Annotated in this window: 26 protein-coding genes; all 26 read left to right on the forward strand. The window is 67.0% G+C overall.

Annotated features, from left to right (window positions below):
* The first annotated feature begins 9 nt into the window (after window positions 1–9).
* Window positions 10–876 (forward strand): ParA family protein, encoded by an 867-nt coding sequence (locus ACUXH0_RS16915; protein ID WP_182594444.1) that lies wholly within the window; start codon window positions 10–12, stop codon window positions 874–876.
* Window positions 860–1,123, forward strand: a complete 264-nt coding sequence (locus ACUXH0_RS16920) for a type II toxin-antitoxin system HicA family toxin (protein ID WP_182594337.1) — start codon at window positions 860–862, stop codon at window positions 1,121–1,123. The genes ACUXH0_RS16915 and ACUXH0_RS16920 overlap by 17 nt, the downstream gene beginning before the upstream one ends.
* Entirely contained in the window at window positions 1,116–2,807 is a 1,692-nt protein-coding gene (locus ACUXH0_RS16925; protein ID WP_182594338.1) for a ParB family protein, read from the forward strand. The genes ACUXH0_RS16920 and ACUXH0_RS16925 overlap by 8 nt, the downstream gene beginning before the upstream one ends.
* A gap of 13 nt (window positions 2,808–2,820) precedes the next feature.
* Window positions 2,821–3,381: a DUF2857 domain-containing protein gene (locus ACUXH0_RS16930; protein ID WP_182594339.1), complete on the forward strand. Its 561-nt coding sequence runs from the start codon at window positions 2,821–2,823 to the stop codon at window positions 3,379–3,381.
* Window positions 3,382–3,384: 3 nt separating this feature from the next.
* Window positions 3,385–4,623: an STY4528 family pathogenicity island replication protein gene (locus tag ACUXH0_RS16935; RefSeq protein ID WP_182594340.1), complete on the forward strand. Its 1,239-nt coding sequence runs from the start codon at window positions 3,385–3,387 to the stop codon at window positions 4,621–4,623.
* Between the two features lie 229 nt (window positions 4,624–4,852).
* Entirely contained in the window at window positions 4,853–5,632 is a 780-nt protein-coding gene (locus ACUXH0_RS16940; RefSeq protein ID WP_182594341.1) for a PFL_4669 family integrating conjugative element protein, read from the forward strand.
* Entirely contained in the window at window positions 5,629–6,180 is a 552-nt protein-coding gene (locus ACUXH0_RS16945) for a DUF3158 family protein (RefSeq protein ID WP_182594342.1), read from the forward strand. The genes ACUXH0_RS16940 and ACUXH0_RS16945 overlap by 4 nt, the downstream gene beginning before the upstream one ends.
* Window positions 6,177–6,560 (forward strand): single-stranded DNA-binding protein, encoded by a 384-nt coding sequence (locus tag ACUXH0_RS16950; protein ID WP_182594343.1) that lies wholly within the window; start codon window positions 6,177–6,179, stop codon window positions 6,558–6,560. Before ACUXH0_RS16945 ends, ACUXH0_RS16950 begins: the two co-directional genes overlap by 4 nt.
* Window positions 6,561–6,857: 297 nt before the next feature.
* Window positions 6,858–8,888, forward strand: coding sequence for a DNA topoisomerase III (locus tag ACUXH0_RS16955; RefSeq protein WP_182594344.1), 2,031 nt, complete (start codon window positions 6,858–6,860; stop codon window positions 8,886–8,888).
* Between the two features lie 807 nt (window positions 8,889–9,695).
* Window positions 9,696–9,947: a hypothetical protein gene (locus ACUXH0_RS16960; protein WP_182594345.1), complete on the forward strand. Its 252-nt coding sequence runs from the start codon at window positions 9,696–9,698 to the stop codon at window positions 9,945–9,947.
* A gap of 25 nt (window positions 9,948–9,972) precedes the next feature.
* A complete protein-coding gene (locus tag ACUXH0_RS16965) occupies window positions 9,973–10,365 on the forward strand; it encodes a hypothetical protein (protein WP_182594346.1) in 393 nt (130 codons plus the stop codon).
* Between the two features lie 208 nt (window positions 10,366–10,573).
* Complete coding sequence (locus tag ACUXH0_RS16970) at window positions 10,574–11,290, forward strand: DUF5983 family protein (protein ID WP_182594347.1); 717 nt, start codon at window positions 10,574–10,576, stop codon at window positions 11,288–11,290.
* Window positions 11,291–11,585: 295 nt separating this feature from the next.
* Entirely contained in the window at window positions 11,586–12,383 is a 798-nt protein-coding gene (locus ACUXH0_RS16975; RefSeq protein ID WP_182594348.1) for a GTPase, read from the forward strand.
* Between the two features lie 78 nt (window positions 12,384–12,461).
* Window positions 12,462–12,827 (forward strand): DUF3085 domain-containing protein, encoded by a 366-nt coding sequence (locus tag ACUXH0_RS16980; protein ID WP_182594349.1) that lies wholly within the window; start codon window positions 12,462–12,464, stop codon window positions 12,825–12,827.
* A 141-nt stretch (window positions 12,828–12,968) separates the two neighbouring features.
* Entirely contained in the window at window positions 12,969–13,160 is a 192-nt protein-coding gene (locus ACUXH0_RS16985; RefSeq protein WP_232357183.1) for a hypothetical protein, read from the forward strand.
* 48 nt (window positions 13,161–13,208) lie between these two features.
* A complete protein-coding gene (locus ACUXH0_RS16990; RefSeq protein WP_232357182.1) occupies window positions 13,209–13,610 on the forward strand; it encodes a hypothetical protein in 402 nt (133 codons plus the stop codon).
* A 51-nt stretch (window positions 13,611–13,661) separates the two neighbouring features.
* Window positions 13,662–13,811: a hypothetical protein gene (locus tag ACUXH0_RS16995; RefSeq protein ID WP_232357181.1), complete on the forward strand. Its 150-nt coding sequence runs from the start codon at window positions 13,662–13,664 to the stop codon at window positions 13,809–13,811.
* Window positions 13,812–13,842: 31 nt separating this feature from the next.
* The gene (locus tag ACUXH0_RS17000; protein WP_182594445.1) at window positions 13,843–14,292 is read left to right on the forward strand and encodes an XF1762 family protein; all 450 of its coding nucleotides are present in this window, start codon (window positions 13,843–13,845) and stop codon (window positions 14,290–14,292) included.
* Window positions 14,293–14,615: 323 nt separating this feature from the next.
* On the forward strand, window positions 14,616–15,164 hold the full coding sequence (locus tag ACUXH0_RS17005; protein WP_182594350.1) for an STY4534 family ICE replication protein: 549 nt from the start codon (window positions 14,616–14,618) through the stop codon (window positions 15,162–15,164).
* Between the two features lie 113 nt (window positions 15,165–15,277).
* Entirely contained in the window at window positions 15,278–15,907 is a 630-nt protein-coding gene (locus ACUXH0_RS17010) for a DUF3275 family protein (RefSeq protein WP_182594351.1), read from the forward strand.
* A 101-nt stretch (window positions 15,908–16,008) separates the two neighbouring features.
* Entirely contained in the window at window positions 16,009–16,404 is a 396-nt protein-coding gene (locus ACUXH0_RS17015; RefSeq protein ID WP_182594352.1) for a hypothetical protein, read from the forward strand.
* Window positions 16,405–16,411: 7 nt separating this feature from the next.
* Window positions 16,412–16,681 carry a hypothetical protein gene (locus ACUXH0_RS17020; RefSeq protein ID WP_182594353.1) on the forward strand — a complete coding sequence of 90 codons (270 nt, stop codon included), beginning with the start codon at window positions 16,412–16,414 and terminating at the stop codon, window positions 16,679–16,681.
* A 139-nt stretch (window positions 16,682–16,820) separates the two neighbouring features.
* Window positions 16,821–17,648, forward strand: a complete 828-nt coding sequence (locus ACUXH0_RS17025; RefSeq protein ID WP_182594354.1) for a DUF932 domain-containing protein — start codon at window positions 16,821–16,823, stop codon at window positions 17,646–17,648.
* Between the two features lie 314 nt (window positions 17,649–17,962).
* Window positions 17,963–18,619, forward strand: coding sequence for a hypothetical protein (locus ACUXH0_RS17030; RefSeq protein WP_182594355.1), 657 nt, complete (start codon window positions 17,963–17,965; stop codon window positions 18,617–18,619).
* A 71-nt stretch (window positions 18,620–18,690) separates the two neighbouring features.
* Window positions 18,691–19,809, forward strand: coding sequence for a DUF6094 domain-containing protein (locus ACUXH0_RS17035; protein WP_182594356.1), 1,119 nt, complete (start codon window positions 18,691–18,693; stop codon window positions 19,807–19,809).
* 101 nt (window positions 19,810–19,910) lie between these two features.
* Window positions 19,911–20,216 (forward strand): hypothetical protein, encoded by a 306-nt coding sequence (locus ACUXH0_RS17040; protein ID WP_182594357.1) that lies wholly within the window; start codon window positions 19,911–19,913, stop codon window positions 20,214–20,216.
* Window positions 20,217–20,232: the final 16 nt, after the last annotated feature.

The following is a 20,232-nucleotide window of genomic DNA, read 5'->3' on the forward strand; positions in this document are numbered from 1 at the left end:
GAGAAGCCCATGCAGGTGGTGTCCATCATTTCGACCAAGGGCGGCGTGGGCAAGACCACGACAGCGGCCAACCTGGGCGGCTTCGCGGCCGACGCCGGGCTGCGCGTGCTGCTGCTGGACCTGGACGTGCAGCCCACGCTGTCGAGCTACTTCACGCTGTCACAGCGCGCGCCAGCTGGCATCTACGAGATGCTGGCCTACAACGAGCAGCGTGCCGAGCAACTGGTGTCGCACACCGCCATCGCCGGGCTGGACCTGGTGTTGTCGAACGACGACCGCGGCGAGCTGAACACGCTGCTGCTGCATGCGCCGGACGGCAGATTGCGGCTGCGCCATCTGCTGCCCACGCTGGCGCCGCGTTACGACCTGCTGCTGATCGACACCCAGGGCGCGCGCAGCGTACTGCTCGAAATGGCGGTGCTGGCCTCGGACCTGGCGCTGTCGCCCGTGACGCCGGAAATCCTCGCGGCCCGCGAGCTGCGCCGAGGCACCCTGCAGCTCATCGAGGACATCGCACCGTACCGTCACCTCGGCATCGAGCCGCCGCCGCTGCACCTGCTCATCAACCGCGTGCATCCGGTGTCCTCGAATGCCCGACTGATCCAGCAGGCGTTGCGGCAAGTGTTTCAGGGACAGCCGGGCGTGCACGTGCTGGACACCGACGTGCCGGCGATCGAGGCGTATCCGCGCGCGGCGACGCGCGGCCTGCCGGTGCATCGGGTGGAGTACCGCCAGCCTGCGGGCCGCTTGGCACCCGCGGCGCTAGGCACCATGCGCGCGCTGGCCGGCGAGCTGTTCCCCGCGTGGCAGGAGCGCTTCGCGCTCGTCACCGGCCGAGAGCACGCGGGAGGGGCCGGCCATGGCCAGCGCGCATGACTTGGCGCGCGGCCACAAGCAGCTGCGAGCGCTGATCGAGTTCGCCCTGGGCGAGGGCTGGAAGGTGGTGCGCACCCGCGGCGGGCACCTGCTGTTCACGAAGCTGGGCTGCGCGCCGATCTACACCAGCTCGACCGCGAGCGACCACCGCGCCGAGCGCGATGCCCGTGCGCAGCTTCGCCGCGCCGACCGCCAAGCGCAGGCGGCTGAAGACATGGCATCGCCGCAGGAGAGCGGCCATGGCTGACATGACGCCGGACGACATGGCCGCCAAGCTGCTGGCCTCGGGCTTCGAGCGCAGCGGCCCTTCGGCCGCGGCCTTGACCGACCCTATCGCCGACACGCCGATGGTCGTGACGCTGGACCAGTTGCGCCCGTATGACCACGACCCGCGCGTGACCCGCAACCCGGCCTACGAGGACATCAAGGCGTCTATCCGCGAGCGCGGGCTGGACGCGCCGCCCGCAATCACGCGCCGGCCCGGCGAGCCGCACTATATTATCCGCAACGGCGGCAACACGCGCTTGGCCATCCTGCGCGAGCTGTGGAGCGAGACGAAGGATGAGCGCTTCTTCCGCATCCCCTGTCTGTTCCGCCCCTGGCCGCAGCGTGGCGAGGTGGTGATGCTCACCGGCCACCTGGCCGAGAACGAACTGCGCGGTGGCTTGAGCTTCATCGAGCGCGCCCTGGGCGTGGAGAAGGCGCGTGAGTTCTACGAGCAGGAGATGGGGCGGGACAGCGGCCAAGCGCTGTCGCAGAGCGAGCTGGCGCGCCGGCTCACGGCTGATGGCTTCCCGCTGCCACAGTCGCACATCAGCCGCATGCAGGACGCGGTGCACTACCTGCTGCCGGCGATCCCGAACCTGCTGTACGGCGGCCTTGGCCGGCATCAGGTCGAACGGCTCGCGGTGCTGCGCAAGGCTTGCGAACGCACCTGGGAACGCCGTGCGCTGGGCCGCAACCTGTCGGTGGACCTCGCCACGCTGTTCCAGGACGTGCTCGCGCAGTTCGACACCCAGCCCGACAACTTCTCGCCTCAGCGTGTGCAGGACGAGCTGATCGGCCAGATGGCCGAGTTGCTGGAAGCGGACTACGACACGCTGGCCCTGGAGATCGACGACACAGAGAGCCGGCAGCGTGCGCTGACCAGCGATCCAGCGCCACCAGCGGCAAGACCTGCACCATCGGCTGCATCGGCCGCACCTACGCCCGAGCCGCCGCGGTCTTCGTCGCCGCCATCGTTGCCGGCTGCGCCTTCGATGCCGTCGTCGGAGTCTGGTTCGTCCGCGCCGACGGGCGCTGGCGCGGCTGCACCGGGTGTTTCCGCCGAAGCCGAGCAGCGGCGCGACGGCCAGCGCGATGAACGCCTGCAGGGCCACATCGTCTCCGCCGCACCGACCACCGAGCGCCTGCAATCCATCCAGCGTATGGTCGCCGACCAGCTGGGCGACAAGCTGCCCGACTTCGAGGCCGACGCGCTGCGCGCCATTCCCGTGCAGGCAGGCGGGCTCTATCCCATCTCGGACGTCTGGTACATCGAGCCCGGCCTGGACGTGCCGGATCGGCTGCGCGTGCACATCGCGCAGTTCGCACGCGAGATCGCCGAGGAGGCCGGCGTGGCCGAACAGGTCGAGCCCAGCGACGGCGGGATCGGCTTCGCCTGCGTCGTGCCACCGACTGCGCGCGCGATGTCGCCGTTCGCGCGGGCGGTGCTGACGCTGCTGCAGGCGCTTTGTGCCGCACGTCCCGCAGCCGGGCTCGATCGTTCCCGGCTGGCCGATGACCTGGCGCCCTTGCTGTATGGCGGCGGCACCTGTCCGCGCCTGAGCGATGCCGGGCTGGTCAAGCTGTTCCGGCTGCTGCGCCTGACGCGGCGGCTTCTAGATCTGGAAGCTGGCGCAGGCGCCAGCGCCCCCGGCCACGGCGCCTGAGCGGAGACCAGCCATGTCCGCACCGCACCCGCTCAACCAGGCCGTGATCGCGCAGGCGCTGCACGACCTGCGCAACGGGCAACTGCGACGCTGCAAGGCCATGGGCTTCGGCGAGGAAGAACTGGATGCACTGAAGCATCCCGAACTCGTGAGCATGCTGGTGAATGCCACTGTCTCGTGGTGCTCGGTGTCGGTCAACCGCGAGGTGCTCAAGCGATTGCTGAGCCAGGTGCACGACGTGGAGCGGGAGATCGCCACGGTCGACCGCATGCTGCGCCTGGGCGCCAGCACGGAGATGGTCAGCCGCTTCTACGGCCTGACGCATCAGGAGGTGGCCTTACGCCGCGACATCTTGGGGCTACCCAAGCGCAAGGGCCGGCATCCGGTGCTGGACGAGGTGCAGGACACGGCGCTGTGGAAGCAGTGGAAGGCCGGCGTCTCGGAGCACGACATTGCGCTGGACGACGAGATGGCGATGCTGGCGTTGACCATGGACCTGGCCGAGACCATGAACCTACCCATATCGGTGATCTGGTCGGCGATACGCAACTGGATCGACCAGGGGCTGGTGTAGGCCATGGCAACCGGCGGCGCACCCAGGCGCGATGGCCCCGTGGCGCTGTCCGCACTGTTCGACGACGCGCTGCGGGAACTGACGCCGCCAGCCCCGCGCGGCGCTGCCCCTGTGGCGCAGACTGCGCCGGTCAGCGACGGCTTCCTCTACAGTGGCAACCGGCACGAGAGCGTGCCGCGTGCGCTGTTCCTCGACCGGCGCCTGACGCCGCTGGAGCGCAATGCCTGGCAGGTGTTCCGCCTGCAGCTTCAAAGCGATGGCGTGACGGCGTTCCCCACCTACGATCAGCTCCGGCCCTATCTCGCCTCGATGCCCTGCGCGGCGCAGGCCTCGCACGAGACCGTGGCACGCGCCTTGACGCTGCTGCGCCTGACGCGCTGGCTGAGCCTGGTGCGGCGGCGCCGCGACCCGAAGACCGGGCGCATGCTCGGCAACCTCTACGTGCTGCACGATGAACCGCTCACGCCCTTCGAGGCGATGCAGCTCGATCCTGACTACCTGGGCCTGGTCAGCCAGGCACTGACCCATGCGGCCAAGGCGGTGCAGATCGTCGGCATGAACACCCTGCGCGAGATCGCCGAAGACCCGATGCTGGGCGGCCGCACGCTGCCAACGCGCCTGCAAGTGCTGGCACAGCGTATGGCCCGCAACGAATGGGCGGATGCGAGTTATCCACAAGAGCCTGTGGATAACGAATCCGAAGAAGGCCAGGACGGCCGACTTCGGAATCTCGATGACCCCTCTTCGGATTCCGAAGCAGGGCTGAAACCCTCGCCAGACGGCTCACTTCGGAATCCGAAGGAGGACCGTACAGTACGTATGGATCGTATAAATCAAGTACGTACAGTACCGCGCGTGAAGGCATTGCAGCATCTGCGCTTGCCCGAGCGCCTGCTGCGCTTGAAGGACGAGCAGCAAAGCGGCGCGATGGTGGCCTTGCAGCAGGTGGACGAGTCTCTGCGGCAGGCGGTGCTGGACGAATGGGATGCGCGCTGCCGCAACAGCGCGGTGCGCAACCCGGCTGGCTACCTGTTCGGCATCATCCAGAAGGCGATCCGCGGCGAGTTCAAGGCCTGGGCGGGTGAAGGTGGCTCGCCATCGACGCCGCCTGCACCGTCACTGTCGCCACGTCTTGCCGCACCTTCACCCTCCGCACCGCAACCTCCGGCGCCGAATGGCCACGGCCGCGAGGCGGCGCGGGCCTATCTGGCGAAGCTGCGTTCGACCTTGGGCGATTCCTGAGCGGCTATCCCCAGGGGATAGCTGGGACACGAAGCCTTCCAGCCATCGGCTTTGGTTTTGTCATGCGTCACATCGTCGCAGCCCGGCGCAGACCTATCCCCAGGGGATAGATGGAACACGCGGCCTTCACGGACGACAACCGGGGACACCCCCGCTGCGGTTTGTTGACTGACGCCCTTCCGGGCGATGCCGATGCTGGCGGCTCGTTCCTTCACCGCGAGTCGTCACCATGGCCAACGAACCCCAGCAGCCCCTGCAGTTGAACCTCGGATCGCTGCGCAGCGCGATGTCGCTGACGCTGCATACCCACCACGCTTCACGCATCTGGCATGGCCGAGCGCCCGCCGAGGGGCGGCCCGGAATCATCGGCCTCAACGGCTACATCAGTGTGATGAACAAGATGAAGCGCGGCGCCGAGCAGGACGATCCCTATTCGGACTGGTGGATGCTGCGCATCGAGGACAAGCTGACGCAGACCAAGGCCAGCCTGCAGGCGCTGCGCGAACAGGTGGACCAGGCGCTCGCCGACGTGCCGCCCGCGCTGTCGCTGGGTGAGAACATGAACGTGCAGCCCGTGAAGCTGCCGCTGTTCGTCAATGCGCAGCTCGGCTTCATGGCGGTGTACCTGCTGGCCGACTACGACGACCTGGCGCGCAAGCTGATCCTCGCCCACCACACCGCGCTGATCGACCGCAGCACGCTGGAGCGCTGGCTCAACGACGGCGCGCATGCACTGCGCAGCCTGTTCTCGCTGGCACAGCAGTACCGCTACTCCGGCGCGACGCGCGACGACTTCGCCTCGAAGAACGCGGTGGCGCGGGCGGCCCTGGAGAAGTTCGGCGAGCTGCCGCAGGACGTGCTCGAAGGCACGCGCCGCTCGCGCTTTGCGCCACCGATCGCGCGGCGGGCGGGCAAGCTTGGCGCAGCCGCTGATGCCGCACCCGTCGCTGACGCAGCCGATGTTGCGGACGACAACCACGACCATGACGGCGAAGGCACGAAGGCATGACGGCATCGTCTTCCACCGGCCAACCGGCGCGCTTCCTGGCGCTGGAACAGGCGGACTTCCAGCGCCTGGAACACGCGGGCTACCTAAAAGGCCTTTTACAGCCTTTTAAGGGTAAGGGGAGTCTGGAGGCCTGGGCCAACCAGTGCACGGCGCTGCGCGACGACTTGATCGGCCTGGCGCAGCGGCGCGTTCTGCAACAGGCGCGGGCCTATCCCTTCTCGCTGCTCGATGTGCAACTGGCCCAGCAGAGCACTGGCGCAGGCACGACCTTCCTGCGCTGGCGCAACCACGACCGTTCCTCGATGGGCGTGGCCCTGTGGGAATCGCTGCTCGACCGCCCGGCGACACCGGCTTCGCTGATCGATGACCTGTACGCGATGGAACTGCAGCGCATCGCGCTGAACATGCAGATCAGCCTCCTTCACACGCTGAGCCGCCAGGCCCAGGAGTGTGCCAGCAAGGCCGCGCAGGCCGAAGCGGCTTACCTGAGGCGTGTCCACGGGCATGCCGCGTCCATTCCACCCACCACCCCCAAGGAGTCACCATGAGCACGCACTTCGTCGGCGAGGGCAACATCGGCTCTGCGCCGGACTACCGCGAATTCCCCAACGGCAACGACGAGCCGCGCCGGCTGCTGCGCCTGAACGTCTATTTCGACAACCCGATCCCGAAGAAGGACGGCGAGTACGAGGACCGCGGCGGCTTCTGGGCGCCGGTGGAACTGTGGCACCGCGACGCCGACCACTGGAAAGACCTGTACCAGAAAGGCATGCGCGTGCTGGTGGAAGGCCGCACGGTGAAGGACGAGTGGGAGGACGCCGACGACAACGAGCGAACGACGTTCAAGATCGAGGCCCGGCGTGTCGGCATCCTGCCGTACCGCATCGAGTCCGTGACGCTCAGCGCCAAGCCGGCCGGCGGGCAGTAGCTCGCGCATCGTCCAGCACCGCGTCCCCGAGGGCGGCTGTAGCAACCGTCAGACGCCCGCCATGCACCAGCTACCCCCAGGGGATAGCTCCATGGTGTTCCACCGAGTTCCAGCCGCCCTCCCGAAACGACGCTCCCGCTGCGCCAGCCGCTGCGGTCAGCTCGTATTGCTGCGGCAACGCATCGCCAGCCGATCACAAAACGGTGTCCGCGCCGATCGGCTTCCTTGCTGCTGCCATCCGCTGGCCCGGCCAAGCTGGGGCCATCCGATGAACCGCACATTTCCCGAGGAGGCTTCATGCGCGTGTTCCTGTGCGAAAAGCCGTCCCAGGGCAAGGACATCGCCCGTGTGCTGGGCGCAGGCCAACGCGGCAACGGCTGTTACAGCGGTGCGGGTGTCGTCGTGACCTGGTGCGTCGGTCATCTGGTCGAAGCGGTTCCGCCCGAAGGCTACGGCGAGCAGTACAAGCGCTGGGCCATTGAGCAACTACCCATTCTTCCCGAGCGCTGGCGTGTCGAGCCCAAGGCGGCGACCGCGGCGCAATTCAAGGTCGTGCAGCAGCTCGTCGCCAAGGCAGGCGAGCTGGTGATCGCGACCGACGCCGACCGCGAGGGCGAGATGATCGCCCGCGAGATCATCGAACTGTGCGGCTACCGCGGCCCGATCCAGCGGCTGTGGCTGTCGGCGCTCAACGATGCGTCCATCCGCAAGGCGCTGGGAGCGCTCAAGCCATCCGCCGAAACGCTGCCGCTGTACTTCTCCGCGCTCGCCCGATCGCGTGCCGACTGGCTGATCGGGATGAACCTGAGCCGCTTGTTCACGCTGCTGGGCCGCCAGGCCGGCTACAACGGCGTGCTGTCGGTGGGGCGGGTGCAGACGCCGACGCTCAAGCTGGTGGTGGACCGTGATCGCGAGATCGCGCGTTTCGTCTCGGTGCCGTTCTGGGCCATCGAGGTGGCGCTTTCGCATGCGGGCCAGTCCTTCGTCTCAAGCTGGATGCCTCCGCAGGGCAGCACCGACGACGCCGGCCGCTGTCTGCAGCAACCCGTGGCGCAGCAGGCCGCCGAGCGCCTGCGCGCGGGCGGCGCCGCCCAGGTGCTGTCGGTGGAGACCGAGCGCGTGCGCGAAGGGCCGCCGCTGCCGTTCGACCTCGGCACCTTGCAGGAAGTGTGTTCCAAGCAATTGGGCCTCGACGTGCAGGAGACGCTGGACATCGCCCAGGCGCTGTACGAGACGCACAAGGCAACGACGTATCCGCGCTCGGACTCGGGCTACCTGCCCGAGAGCATGCTGGCCGAGGTGCCGGCCGTGCTCGACAGCCTGGTCAAGACCGATCCCAGCCTGCGACCGCTGGTCGACCGCCTGGATCGTCAGCAGCGTTCGCGGGCCTGGAACGACTCCAAGGTTACGGCGCACCACGGCATCATCCCGACGCTGGAGCCGGCGAACCTCTCGGCGATGAGCGACAAGGAGTTGGCCGTCTACCGGCTGATCCGCGCCCACTACCTGGCGCAGTTCCTGCCGCATCACGAGTTCGACCGGACGGCGGCGCAGCTCACGTGCGGCGGCCAGTCGCTGGTGGCGGTCGGCAAGCAGATCGCGGTGGCCGGATGGCGCCAGGTGCTGGCAGCGCCGGTGCCCGAGGACACCGACGGCGAGGATGTGCAGCGCGGCCAGGTGCTCCCGGTGTTGCACGCTGGCGCCGCCTGCCAGGTCGGCCAGGTCGAACTCATGGCGTTGAAGACGCTGGCGCCCAAGCCCTACACGCAGGGCGAGCTGGTCAAGGCCATGAAGGGCGTCGCCAAGCGCGTGACCGATCCGCGCCTCCAGCAAAAGCTCAAGGACACCACAGGCATCGGCACCGAGGCCACGCGCGCCAACATCATCAGCGGGTTGCTAACCCGCGGCTATCTCTTGAAGAAGGGCCGCGCCATCCGCGCGTCGGATGCGGCCTTCACGTTGATCGACGCGGTGCCGGCGGCCATTGCCGACCCGGGCACGACGGCGGTGTGGGAGCAGGCGCTGGACATGATCGAGGGCGGCCAGATGACGCTGGACACCTTCATCGCCAAGCAATCGAGCTGGGTCACCCAGCTCGTGCAGCAGTACCGCGGTGCCACCCTTGCCATCAAGCTGCCGCCGGCGCCGAGCTGCCCGCAGTGCGGCGCACCGATGCGCCAGCGCAGCGGCAAGAGCGGCGCGTTCTGGTCTTGCAGCCGCTACCCGGACTGCAAGGGCACGCAGCCGGTCGAAGATGCCGTGGCAGGCAAGCGCGGCGTATCCAGCCGTACATCCAACGCACCGCGCCGGCGCCCCAAGGCGAACTGACGCCCCACGTCTCCCTCTGCCACGCCGGCTGCTGCCGACGGCGGGGCAAACCTCCCGCGCCCCGCGGGACTCCCCAGCGCGCGTTCCCTTCTGCAACGGTGTGCGCGCCCTGCACGGGCCGATCACGGCTGGCAGGGCGAGAAGGTCTTTTCTCCATCGAATCGCGCTTGTCGCGGTTCCGTTGATCGAGTTGCTTCCGTCGATCCGGGAGCGGTCTCCTGGCGCCTTGGCCCGCAAGGCTGCGAGGTGCCAGGAGACTGCTTGCGGTTGACGGTATTCAGTGCCGGTGCCCGCCGGCGAAACAACGGGCTCCCTTTGTGTGTGGATACACGCCAGAGGATGCCGGCCCCAGCCACGAAACGGGCCGGGTGAGATTGCTGACGCAGCGAATGGCTTTGACGACGGCCTTGCCTGCTTGCAGCCCACAGGTGGATTGATTCCTCTCCAGCCGAAGTCCTTCGGGACTTCGGCTCCTTTGTCGTGGGTAGACGGATCGTGCGTCGCCGCGGGCAGCAGCGCCCAGGCCAAACCGGAGGGCGTTCGGTTCCGTTTGATCGGTGACGGCGCGCTGCCACGCTTCCATCCTTCCCGCATGTGTCGCTGACGGTCGTCAGCACCATGCCCTGGCAGCCCCGGTCTTCAAGGCTGCAATGCGGTTCGCCGCGTTGACCGATCCAGTCCGCTTCGCACCGACCACCGCGGACGCGCGTCGCCACGACGCGGGTGCTTTCGATGTTCAACCCTTCGGGAGGTATCCGCTCCCGTCAGGGCGTGGTGCTCCCGGTCTTCAACCACCAGGAGAAATCCATGTTCCTTGCGCTCGCATCGGCACCTTTGAGTGCTGAACAGGCCCGCGCCGAATCCATCGGCTACCAGGCCCTGGCCTACGTCGGCAAGCGCCTGCCCCTGCAGGTGCTGTGCAGCGCGGCCGGCCACTACATCGGAACCGCCGATGCGGACGGCCCGGTCTCGCGCGAGTCGGTCAGCTACTTCCGCTCGCACCACGCCGCCGAGCACGCCCTGCAAACGGGCCGCTGGCAGCAGCGCCTCAACCCGTGATGTCCAACCACCTGGAGACCATGTCATGAACCGTGCCCTGCCTCAAGAGGTACTTGATCAGATCGAGCTGGAACACCAGCACTTCGCCACCGCACCCCAAGCCTTCTTCGAGGCGTGGAAACGCGGCGTCCACATCGCCGGTTCCGAATGGTTCGGCGACGGCACCCGCGAAGGCCTGCAGCGTGCCACCACCAAGTGGGATCTGCGGCCGAAGCTGCTGATGCTCAACGACGCCCTCGGCGTCCTGAGCAGCGGCCAGCGGATGTTCCTGTCCGCGATGGTGAGTTTCTACAACGCCCGCGAGGGCGGCGCGATGCTCAAGCGTTGCGGCTTCGAGGGGCTGTCCGACCTGGGCGGCCTCGACCTGGAACGGCGCAAGGTCATCGCCGATCTGACGCTGAACTACAACGGCTGGTGAGCCGCTTCGGCACACCGACGATCTTCTCTTCCTCCGACCCCACGAGGGACATGCGCCTCCGCACGAGGCCGTGTCCCTCGATTTCTTTGTCGGTTGCTGGGCGCGCCGCCATGCGCGTTTCCGGCCGACCGGCTGCCACTTCATCCACTCGCTGGGGTTCAATCCCCAGCAGGGGACTGCCTCGGCCATCCTCTGCTGGAGAAATCCCATGTCCTACTCGAACAACAATCCCTTTGTCCGCGGCTACGACGGCCTGTCCGTCCAGCGTCTGCTCGCTATCTCCTACAACGACGACTGCCCGCTGACCTACCTGCCACTGCACCCCTCGCAGTCGAATCTGCCGGACAGCCTGGTCGAACGACGAAGCTGCACCTTCTCGGACGAATTCGCGCTGATCACCGAGGACCAGGCTGTCCCCGACGAACTGCAGGCACAATGCCGCAGCCACGGGCTCGCCCGCAACGTGGTCTACGCCGTGATGGCCGAGGAAGGCGGCAAGCCGCTGCACGTGGGCGATACTTACTCCGAGGAAGCGGCCCGTGAGGTGGTGCAGCGCCTGAGCTTCGAGACCGGCTATTACAGCCGGTGCTGGGAAATCAGCAGCGCGCACCTCGACGCCGAGGCGCATCGCTTCCTCGCCGAGATGGCCGACATCGCCACGCCGACGCTGTTCCTGTTCGTCGCCTTCCGCATCCCGTACAGCCCGGCCATCGGGTTGAAGGTGATCGCAACGCCCTGGACCGACGAGAACCTGCGCGCGGTCGAAGGCATCACGGCCCAGCGGCTGATGCAAGAGCATCGCAAGAAGGGCATGCCGGAATCGCTGGTGCACGTGCTGCATCTGGCCGCGCTCGCGGACGTGCGCATGCTGGTTTTCGATGCCGATGCGCCGGTGCTGGACGGACTGCCAATCTACGACGAGTGACACCCATTTCGAGCCCCCATGCGGGGCTCGTTTCATTTCTGGACGAAGCCGGTGGCGGTGCAATGCCGATTCCCCCGCGACGTTGGCCCTGTGCCTGATGCACGCTGCTCGCATGTTCGCTGGCGTTGCCGGCAAGCATGCCCAGGCAGTCGAGACCTTCGAGGCTGCGGCGCGGATCGCCGTGCTGGTTGTTTTTCCTTCTCCGGGGCGCATGTCGCGTCCATCCACCTCACCCCCAAGGGACATGCCTCCCTTGCGGGCGGAAGTTCCTTGGATTGCCACAAGGAGCCTCCCAATGGATACCCAAGCCATCCGCGCACAGATGCCGACACTGGTTCGCGGCCACGTGCCTTCCAACGTCCGCAGCTTCAAGTTCAACATCTTCGACGGCCAGCCCAAGGTTTCGACGCTGGGCTTTCACATCGACCCCAAGCCCTTCGAGGGCAAGGTCATCGCCACCACCGACGAGGCCATCGTCGTCAAGACGGGGCGGGCCGAGTTCGCGGTGCTCGACAGGGCGCTCGTCACCGACGTGCCCGACGAGGGCGCCAAGGTGCAGGTCGAACCTTATGCGCGGCGCCGCTTCGACGGCCTGCGCGCGGACACGCCCGAGGAGAGCACCGAGTTCACCGCCGACGGCCAGCCGTACACGGTGAAGCGACTCATCCTGGGTTCGGCGCCGGCCAAGCTGCCGATCGCCGAGCCGCAGTGCCCCGAGTTGCAGGAACTGATCCACCAACTGGAGCAGTTGCCCGCACCCGATGGCTTCCGGCGCATCACGCACCTGCTGGTGGATGCCGGCGCGCGGGACTTCACGGTGTTCGATCCGAGCCCCAGCAACATCATCGCCACGCCGCCGGCCATCGGCTTCACCGTCGCCTCGGCGAAGTTCCAGGGACGCGTCACCGTGCTCTACGAACGCGGCCTCGACACCTACGCGGTGGAACTGCACCGCGACGGCGAACTGGTCGAGCGGGTCGATGAAGTGTTCTTCGACACCTTGGGCCAGGTTCTGGAGCGACTGATCGACGACGGGAGCTGGCGCCTCATCCGCGTGCAGTGCCTGTCCGGTCGCAAGCCCGTCCAGCACTGAGCCCCTCACGTCCCCAAGCGGCTTCCCGCCCTCGCGGCGGGAAGCCTTCTTCCCCTACCTCCGTTGGAGATCACTTCCATGACTGTTCGATTCAAAGGTACCGAGCTTCGGCTCGTGCTCGCCGAGGCAGCGGCCAACCAGTGCCGCGTCATCCTGGTCAAGGACCAGGGCGTGTACTTCATGGCCGAGCGCGGCGAGAGCCGGCCCGATGGGCGGCGCAAGACCATCGCCTACGCCGTGGGCTGCAACCCCGACGTCGATGCGTTCGACGACTGGTGGGAGCTGACGCGCGCCGAGTTCGGCGGCGACGACTTCGGCGAGTTCTTCGACCTGCAGGAACGGGTGTTCGCCCGCATCCTGCATAGCGAGGACGACCTCGAAGTGTCGGCCACGGCTACGCACCTGTCGATGCAGCCCGTATCCGCTGCGCCAGCCGGTCACTGATCGTCCTGCTTCCCAGCCCCCTCGCGGGGGCTTCTCTTTCTCTGGTGCCGCGGCTCATGGCCGCATGCACGCGATCGTCTCCAGCCCGACTCGGGCTACTCACGCCGGCCATCGCCGGCGCCACCGCCTGGAGACGCACGCATGCGAGACCCGTTCAAGATCGAGCAACCGACCTGCATCAGTTTCAGCGGCGGTCGCACCAGCGCGTACATGCTCTGGCGCGTGCTGCACGCCCATGGCGGCCTGCCCGCGGATGTCGTGGTGTGCTTCGCCAATACGGGCAAGGAAGTGGACGCCACCTTGCGCTTCGTACGCGACTGCGCCGAACACTGACAGGTGCCCATTCATTGGTTGGAGTACCGGCCAGCGGAACCGGGCTTCGTGGTGGTGGACTTCGACACCGCCAGCCGCGCGGGCGGGCCCTTCGAGATGCTGATCCGCAAGCGGCAGTACCTGCCCAACCGCGTGGCGAGAGGGTGCACGACATTGCTCAAGATCAGGCCGATGCACCGCTTCCTGCGGCAGCAGGGCTGGACCGATTGGGACCAGTTCATCGGTATCCGCGCCGACGAACAGCGCCGGGTCGCCAAGATCAGGGCGCGCGGCCACTCCATCGAATCCACCCACGAGACGATGTGCATGCCGCTGGCCGAGGCCGGCGTGACCGTGCGCGACGTGTCCGCCTTCTGGCAGGCGCAGCCCTTCGATCTGGACCTGCTGACGGTCAACGGGCGCACGCTCGAAGGCAACTGCGACCTGTGTTTTCTCAAACCCCGCGGCTAGCGCCTGGCGCTCATCAAGGCCAGGCCGGAGGCGGCCGTGTGGTGGGTACGCATGGAATCGCTGAACCTCGCCAGCCGCCCGAGTGGCGCGCGTTTCCGCAACGATGGCCCGAGCTACGCCGACCTGGCGCGCTTCGCGGCCGACCAGCGCGACCTGTTCGATGCCGTCGAAGAATCCATCGCTTGTTTCTGCGGCGATTGAAGCGCGGGCCGTATCGTCGCGTCTCAACGTGATGCCACTGTCGCTGCGTGTGGCCAACGCCTTCGTGCTGGAACACCACCGGCATCACCGGCCTGTGCAGGGCGGCAAGTTCAGCCTGGCGGTCGCGCTGACCGACGGCGATGCGGTGCCAAGCCGCATCGTCGGCGTGGTGATCGTGGGCCGCCCGGTGGCCCGGCACCTCGATGACGGCTGGATGCTCGAAGTCACGCGGCTGCGCACCGATGGCACGCCCAACGCCTGCAGCAAGCTCTATGCGGCCGCCGACCGCGCGGCACGCGCGTTGGGCTACATACGTCTCATCACCTACACGCTGCCAGCCGAGGGCGGCGCCAGCCTGCGGGCGGCCGGCTGGCGCCTGGTCGGACAGCGCGGTGGTGGGAACTGGAACCGTGCGCGCCGGCCGCGGCAGGACACCCCCGAGGCGCTGCGCATGCCCAAGCTGCTGTGGGAGGCGCCGTAGCGACGAGCCTGGCACAGGTCGCCAATGCGGACAGCCGCCGGTGCCGATTGCCGCTCGCGCGGGCGCGCGTCCGGCGCCACGCTGTCGCCATGTTCCGCTGACACCCGTCAGCAGCATGCCCAGGCAGTCTCGATCTTCAAGGCTGCGACGCGGTTCCGACCGCGCTGATCAACCAGTTCGCTCCGGCATCCAAGCGCGAACGGCCATCGGTTCTCCCGATGGTGATGCCACCCAAGCTGTCCCTTCAACCCACGCGGGGGTTCCACACCTTCCCCGCCTTGGGTCGGGTGTGTCTCCGCCTCTTTGTTCTCAGGAGATTCACCATGACCACTTCCACCGACAAGTCCTTCTTCGACCTGCACATCACCGGCCTCGGGTACCTCAATCGCATCCGCGAAGTGAAGCCCAAGAAAGGCGATACCTTCCTGGCCTGCGACATCGCGGCGCTCAACGGCCCCAGCGATGACGTTGCCTACGTGCGTTTCGACACGCGCGTCTCTGGCTCAGAAGCGCAGCACCTAGTGCGCCGCTGCATCCAAGCGGTCGATGCCGAGAAGAAGGTGATGATCGGCTTCCGCCTGGGTGACCTGTGGACCGACACCTTCACCTACTCCAAGGGCAAGCGTGCCGGCGAGCAGGGGGTGAGCCTCAAGGCCCGCCTGCTGTTCGTCAGTTGGATCAAGGTCGACGGCAAGCTCGTCTACAAGGCCGAGCCCAAGCCGACCGATGACCGCGACGAACGCGACGTGCGCGACACGGATGTCCCCGCGACTTCCGCTGAACCGCAAGCCGCAGCGTCCGAGCCCGCCGCCGAAGCTGCCGATGAAGCCACTGCCGATGCTCCCGCATTGGAAGTTGCCGAGTCGTTCTGATCCGCAAGGCCCCATTTCCCCCGGGGTCTTGTCTTCATCTCACTCGCGTGCGTATGTGACCGTCTTCGTGACGGCCGCATGCGTGATCGCAGCTTCGTCCGCAGGAGTTCTTCATGATCACCATTCCCGGCCAACTGGCCATCAAGACTATCCACGGCCGCAACGGCGACTTCAACGTCGGCCGCCTCGCGACCTCCATCGGCGAGTTCGTCGTGAAGAACGCCGAACTCGACCAGTACGCCGAAGGCAAGTACGAGGGCGATTTCGCCATCGCGGAGATTCGCCCGTCCACATACACCGCCAACGGCCGCATGGTCATCGAGATTCGCGCCCTGCTGGGCGGGATGACCTTGTCAGCCATCGATGCCCTGAGCCGTGACGATGCCAGCCGGCTGAGTCCGCAGGAAGTCGATCCGATCGACGAGGAAGCGCAGACCGCTACGCCGACGCCGACGACCGCCCCCAAGGCGGCCGGCCGGAAGAAGGCACGCAGTTCGCGCGACCCGCTGGTCGACACCACGCCGTTCGGCAGCGAACCGGCTGCTGCGTCTGCCGAGGCTTCGGCCCATGAGGAAGACGGCGACGACGCGGCGCTGTTCGGCGCACTCTGGCCGCTGGGCGACGTCGTCAAGCTCGATGCCACCGTGGATCGGCGCGTGCTGCGTCAGCAGCGCGACCGCCTCGGCGACCTGGGCTACGAGTTCGCTCCGCTGTCCCAGGACTGGCACCTCGCCAGGGTCTGATCCGACCGCCGTTCCACGCCGCGTTCCTGCGGCTTTCCACCACCCGCCGGGGTTCCTTCCCTGGCGGGAGGACTCCGGCCCTTTCTCACAGGAGTCATTCCATGGGCTGGACATTTGTTCGTATGACGCGCGATCAGTTGATCCGCGAGCTGACCGCGACAGAGGAAACCGAGCGGTCGCGCAATGAGGTCATCGACCACACGCTGGTCGGCAACGTGCTCTGGACGGTGGTGCGCGTCACCGCCAAGCAGGCCGGCATCCTGGGTCTCGCACCCGAAGAGTCGGCCACCTTGATCGGCTGCCATCTGCTGGAAAGCGAGGGCCGCGAATGGGGCTACAAATCCCTGGTCGAGGCCGAGCACCCGTACTACTACTCGTGCCCGCTGCGCTATCTCGACATGGCGCCTCAGCGGTGCGCCACCTGGCGCGCACGGGTGCATGCCTTCCACCAGCAGCGGCCGACGTACAACGCGGCCGCCGGTGCAGTCACCGAGTGAGGCGCACATGGACACCATCCTGTCGTCCTTGCCGACCGAGCTGCTGCGCTTCGTCGAAGACCAGTTGGCCAACAACGAGGTTTCCGACGACGACGAGCTGCGCGAGCACTTCATCGCCAACGGCCTCAGCGAAGAACAGGCGTGGCAGGCATTGACCTACCGCACGCTGTACCTGCGCCACGTCTTTCTAGAAGGCTTCACGCCGATCACCAAAGGCCAGGAAGCACTGTGCTTCAACCCGCAGACCCGCGGGTGGGAGCCGGCTCCGACTCCGTAGGCCGGCCTTCACGCAGCGCGCGCTGCTTCATCCCTTTCCCCAGGCCCTGTTCAGCAGGGCTTTTCTTCGTCCCACGCAATCGCGCGCATCCGGCCTCGGCCGCTGGATGCCGATTGCTCCATTCCGCAAGGAGATCATCATGCAACTCGCATCCCGCTTCGCTTCTCGTTCCCCGGTGCTGCGCGCCGACCATCCGCTGTCGGACGATCAGATTCGCACCGTGGTCCCGTCCATCTTCGCGGACAACCCGCACGAAAGCCGATCCGAACGGTACAGCTACATCCCCACGGCGGCTGTGCTGACCGAACTTCGCAAGGAGGGTTTCCAGCCGTTCATGGTGTGCCAGACCCGCGTGCGACACGAGGATCGCCGCGACTACACCAAGCACATGCTGCGCCTTCGCCACGCCAGCCAGATCAACGGCGCCGAGGCGAACGAGATCATCCTGCTCAACTCGCACGACGGCAGCAGCAGCTACCAGATGCTCGCGGGCATGTTCCGCTTCGTCTGCCACAACGGCCTGGTGTGCGGCGATACCTTCGCCGACGTGCGGGTGCCCCATAAGGGCAACGTCACCGATCACGTGATCGAAGGCGCCTACGAGGTGCTGCACGGCTTCGAGCGCGTGCAGGACTCGCGCGACGCCATGCGGGGCATTACGCTGGACAACGGCGAGGCCGAAGTCTTCGCCAGGTCGGCGCTGACCTTGAAGTACGACGATTCGGGCAAGGCCTTGCCCATTACCGAGACCCAGATCCTGCGGCCCCGCCGTTTCGACGACAACCGCGCCGATCTGTGGTCGGTCTTCAACCGGGTCCAGGAAAACCTGGTCAAGGGCGGCCTGAACGGCCGCGCCGCCAACGGGCGCCAGCAGCGCACGCGACCCGTCCAGGGCATCGACCAGAACGTCCGGCTCAACCGGGCGCTGTGGCTGCTCGCGGATGGCCTGCGTCAGCTCAAAGCCTGACCGAAAAGCGGATCGTGTCCTCGCGGCACGATCCGCTTTTTCTTTGCCGGCGGCGCAAGCGTCAAGGAAAACAGGGTTGCGTGCCAGGTCGGTTTTCGGCTCACGCGGCACGCACCTCTTGGCGCAGGCTATGGCCCATGTCCGTCGGCGTTGCCGACAACATGCCCAGGTAGCCCAGACCTTCAAGGCTACGGTGCGTTGCGACGCACGGTCTGATTCTTCGCCACGACGCTTACCGCGTTCTCTTCCATCCCCCAGGGGCAGTGATTGCCCTCGCGGGTGGTGCTGTCTCCGCTCACTTCGAGGACATCACCATGCCTGCACCTTCTTCCCCCAAGACGCTCTATCGCATCGACGAGTGCCCCGACCTGATGGCCGATGGCGTCGTCGGTGACGAGAACGGCAACCTGGTCTTCATCTCCCTCTGGGCGCGCGACACCGCCGTCCAGGAATTCCTGGCCCGCCTCACCCTGGGCCGGGACGAACAGGGACTGGATCAGTTCCACATCATCACCGAGCAGGGCGCGAGCGTCCCGGTCTTCGTCGGTAACGTCGAGAACCTGGACAAGCGCAGCGCACGCGCCTATCGGCGCACGCTGTTCGGCTCGCTGACCAACATCTGGCTGTTCGATCGGCGCTGCGTCAAGCCCGACAAGGCCAACGCCAGCGCGCTGGCGCTCCTGCCTCGCGATTCCACACACCGGCTCGACCGGCTGTGGAAGCTGGTGCGGGATACCTGCCCGCTGCCGCTTCTCGATCCCTGGCGCGAACCCGTGCTGGAACTGCTGCAGGCGAAGTCGATGCTGACGCGTCTGCCGTTCGCCCTCGGGCCGCTAGAAGGCCACCGGCTCGCCATCGACGTGCCGACGCTGACTCAGGTGCTGGGTGGCCTGATCCGCAGCGGCGCGCTCGTCGCCGACACGTCCGCCAGCCGCATCCCTTCGGCACAACCGCTTGAAGCGGTGGCTTGAGGTTCTTGCACCGGACACGCGCGCCCCGCGTGTCCGCAGCCCTTCAATTCATCTACTGCCAGGAGACTCCTATGGCCCTCATGTTCCCGCGGCTTGCCCGCAACTTCGTGAAGAACGGGTACTTCCCCACGGATGAACCCACGCTCGAAAGAGCACTCGCCGCATTGGCGCCCCCCGATTCCTCGGCCGGGCCGCTGTGCATCCTCGATCCCTGCGCCGGCGAAGGCGTGGCGATCGCCGAAGCCGCCCACGCCCTCGGGCGCGGACGGGTCCAGGCCTTCGCCGTCGAGTACGACGCCGAGCGCGCGCGCCATGCCCGGCAACTGGTCGATCGCTGCATCCACGGCGACCTAATGGACACGCTGATCAGCCGGCAGAGCTTCGGCCTACTGTGGCTTAACCCGCCGTATGGAGACCTGGCCAAGGATGCCAACGGCAACGTCGGCTACCAGGGCCAGGGCCGTGCCAGGTTGGAGAAGCTGTTCTATCAGAAGGCGCTCCCGCTGCTGCAGTACGGCGGCGTGCTGGTCTACATCGTTCCGCACTACGTGCTCGACGCCGAGCTGGTCGGCTGGCTGACCCGGCACTTCGCCGAGCTGCGCATCTACCGCGCAGTGGAAGCGCAGTTCAAGCAGGTCGTGATCTTCGGTCGCAAGGTTCGCCTGCGCGACCAGGCATCGGATTCGGTGAAGGCCACGCGCGCGCTGCTGCTGCAGATCGGGCAAGGCGATGCCGAAGCGGAGGAACTGCCAAGCGAATGGCCGTTCCTGCCGTACACGGTGCCTGCCAGCCCGGCCGAGCCGGAGCATTTCTACCGCGTGACGATGGAGCCCGAGCAATTCGCCGATGAAGTCGGCCGGCTGCAAGGGCTCTGGCCGACGCTCGACACGCACCTGGGTGCCGCGCAGCAGTCGCTGCGGCCTCCGGCGCGGGCCTTGTCTCACTGGCATCTCGCTCTGGCCTTGGCCGCAGGCGCGATCTCCGGCGTGGTGAAGTCCAAGACGGGCCGTGTGCTCGTCGTCAAGGGCGACACCCACAAGGAGAAGACCTTGCAGACGGAATACACCGAGCGCGACGACGGCTCCGTGGCCGAGACGCGCATCCTGACCGACAAGTTCGTGCCGGTCATCCGTGCCTGGGACATGACGCCGGGCTCGTCGACCTGCGGCGAGGTGTTGACCATTCGCTGATCGTTCTTCCCAGACGGTTCGCCGTCCCTTTCATCCACCCACCGGGGTCATGTTGCCCCGCCGGGTGCCGTGGCCCTCTCATTTTCCTGAAGGAGAAAACCATGACACTCGCAGTTCTCAACGTGGCGTCGCAAGCACGCTTTGCCCCTGGGCACCTGGTCATGACCTGCGGCATCGATGCGCTGGTCCAGCAAGGCCGGCTCAATCCGACTCCGTACCTGTGCCGCCATCTCAATGGCGATTGGGGTGACCTCGACGACAGCGACCGGCGCCAGAACGACGCCGCGCTGCGTTCTGGCGAGGATCGGTTGTTCTCGTCCTACCAGGTCGCGCCTGACCTGAAGCTCTGGATCATCACCGAATGGGATCGCAGCGTGACCACGCTGCTGCTGCCCAGCGAATACTGATCTTCATCGACCGCGG

This window comes from Ralstonia sp. 110700041-2, assembly GCF_056280165.1.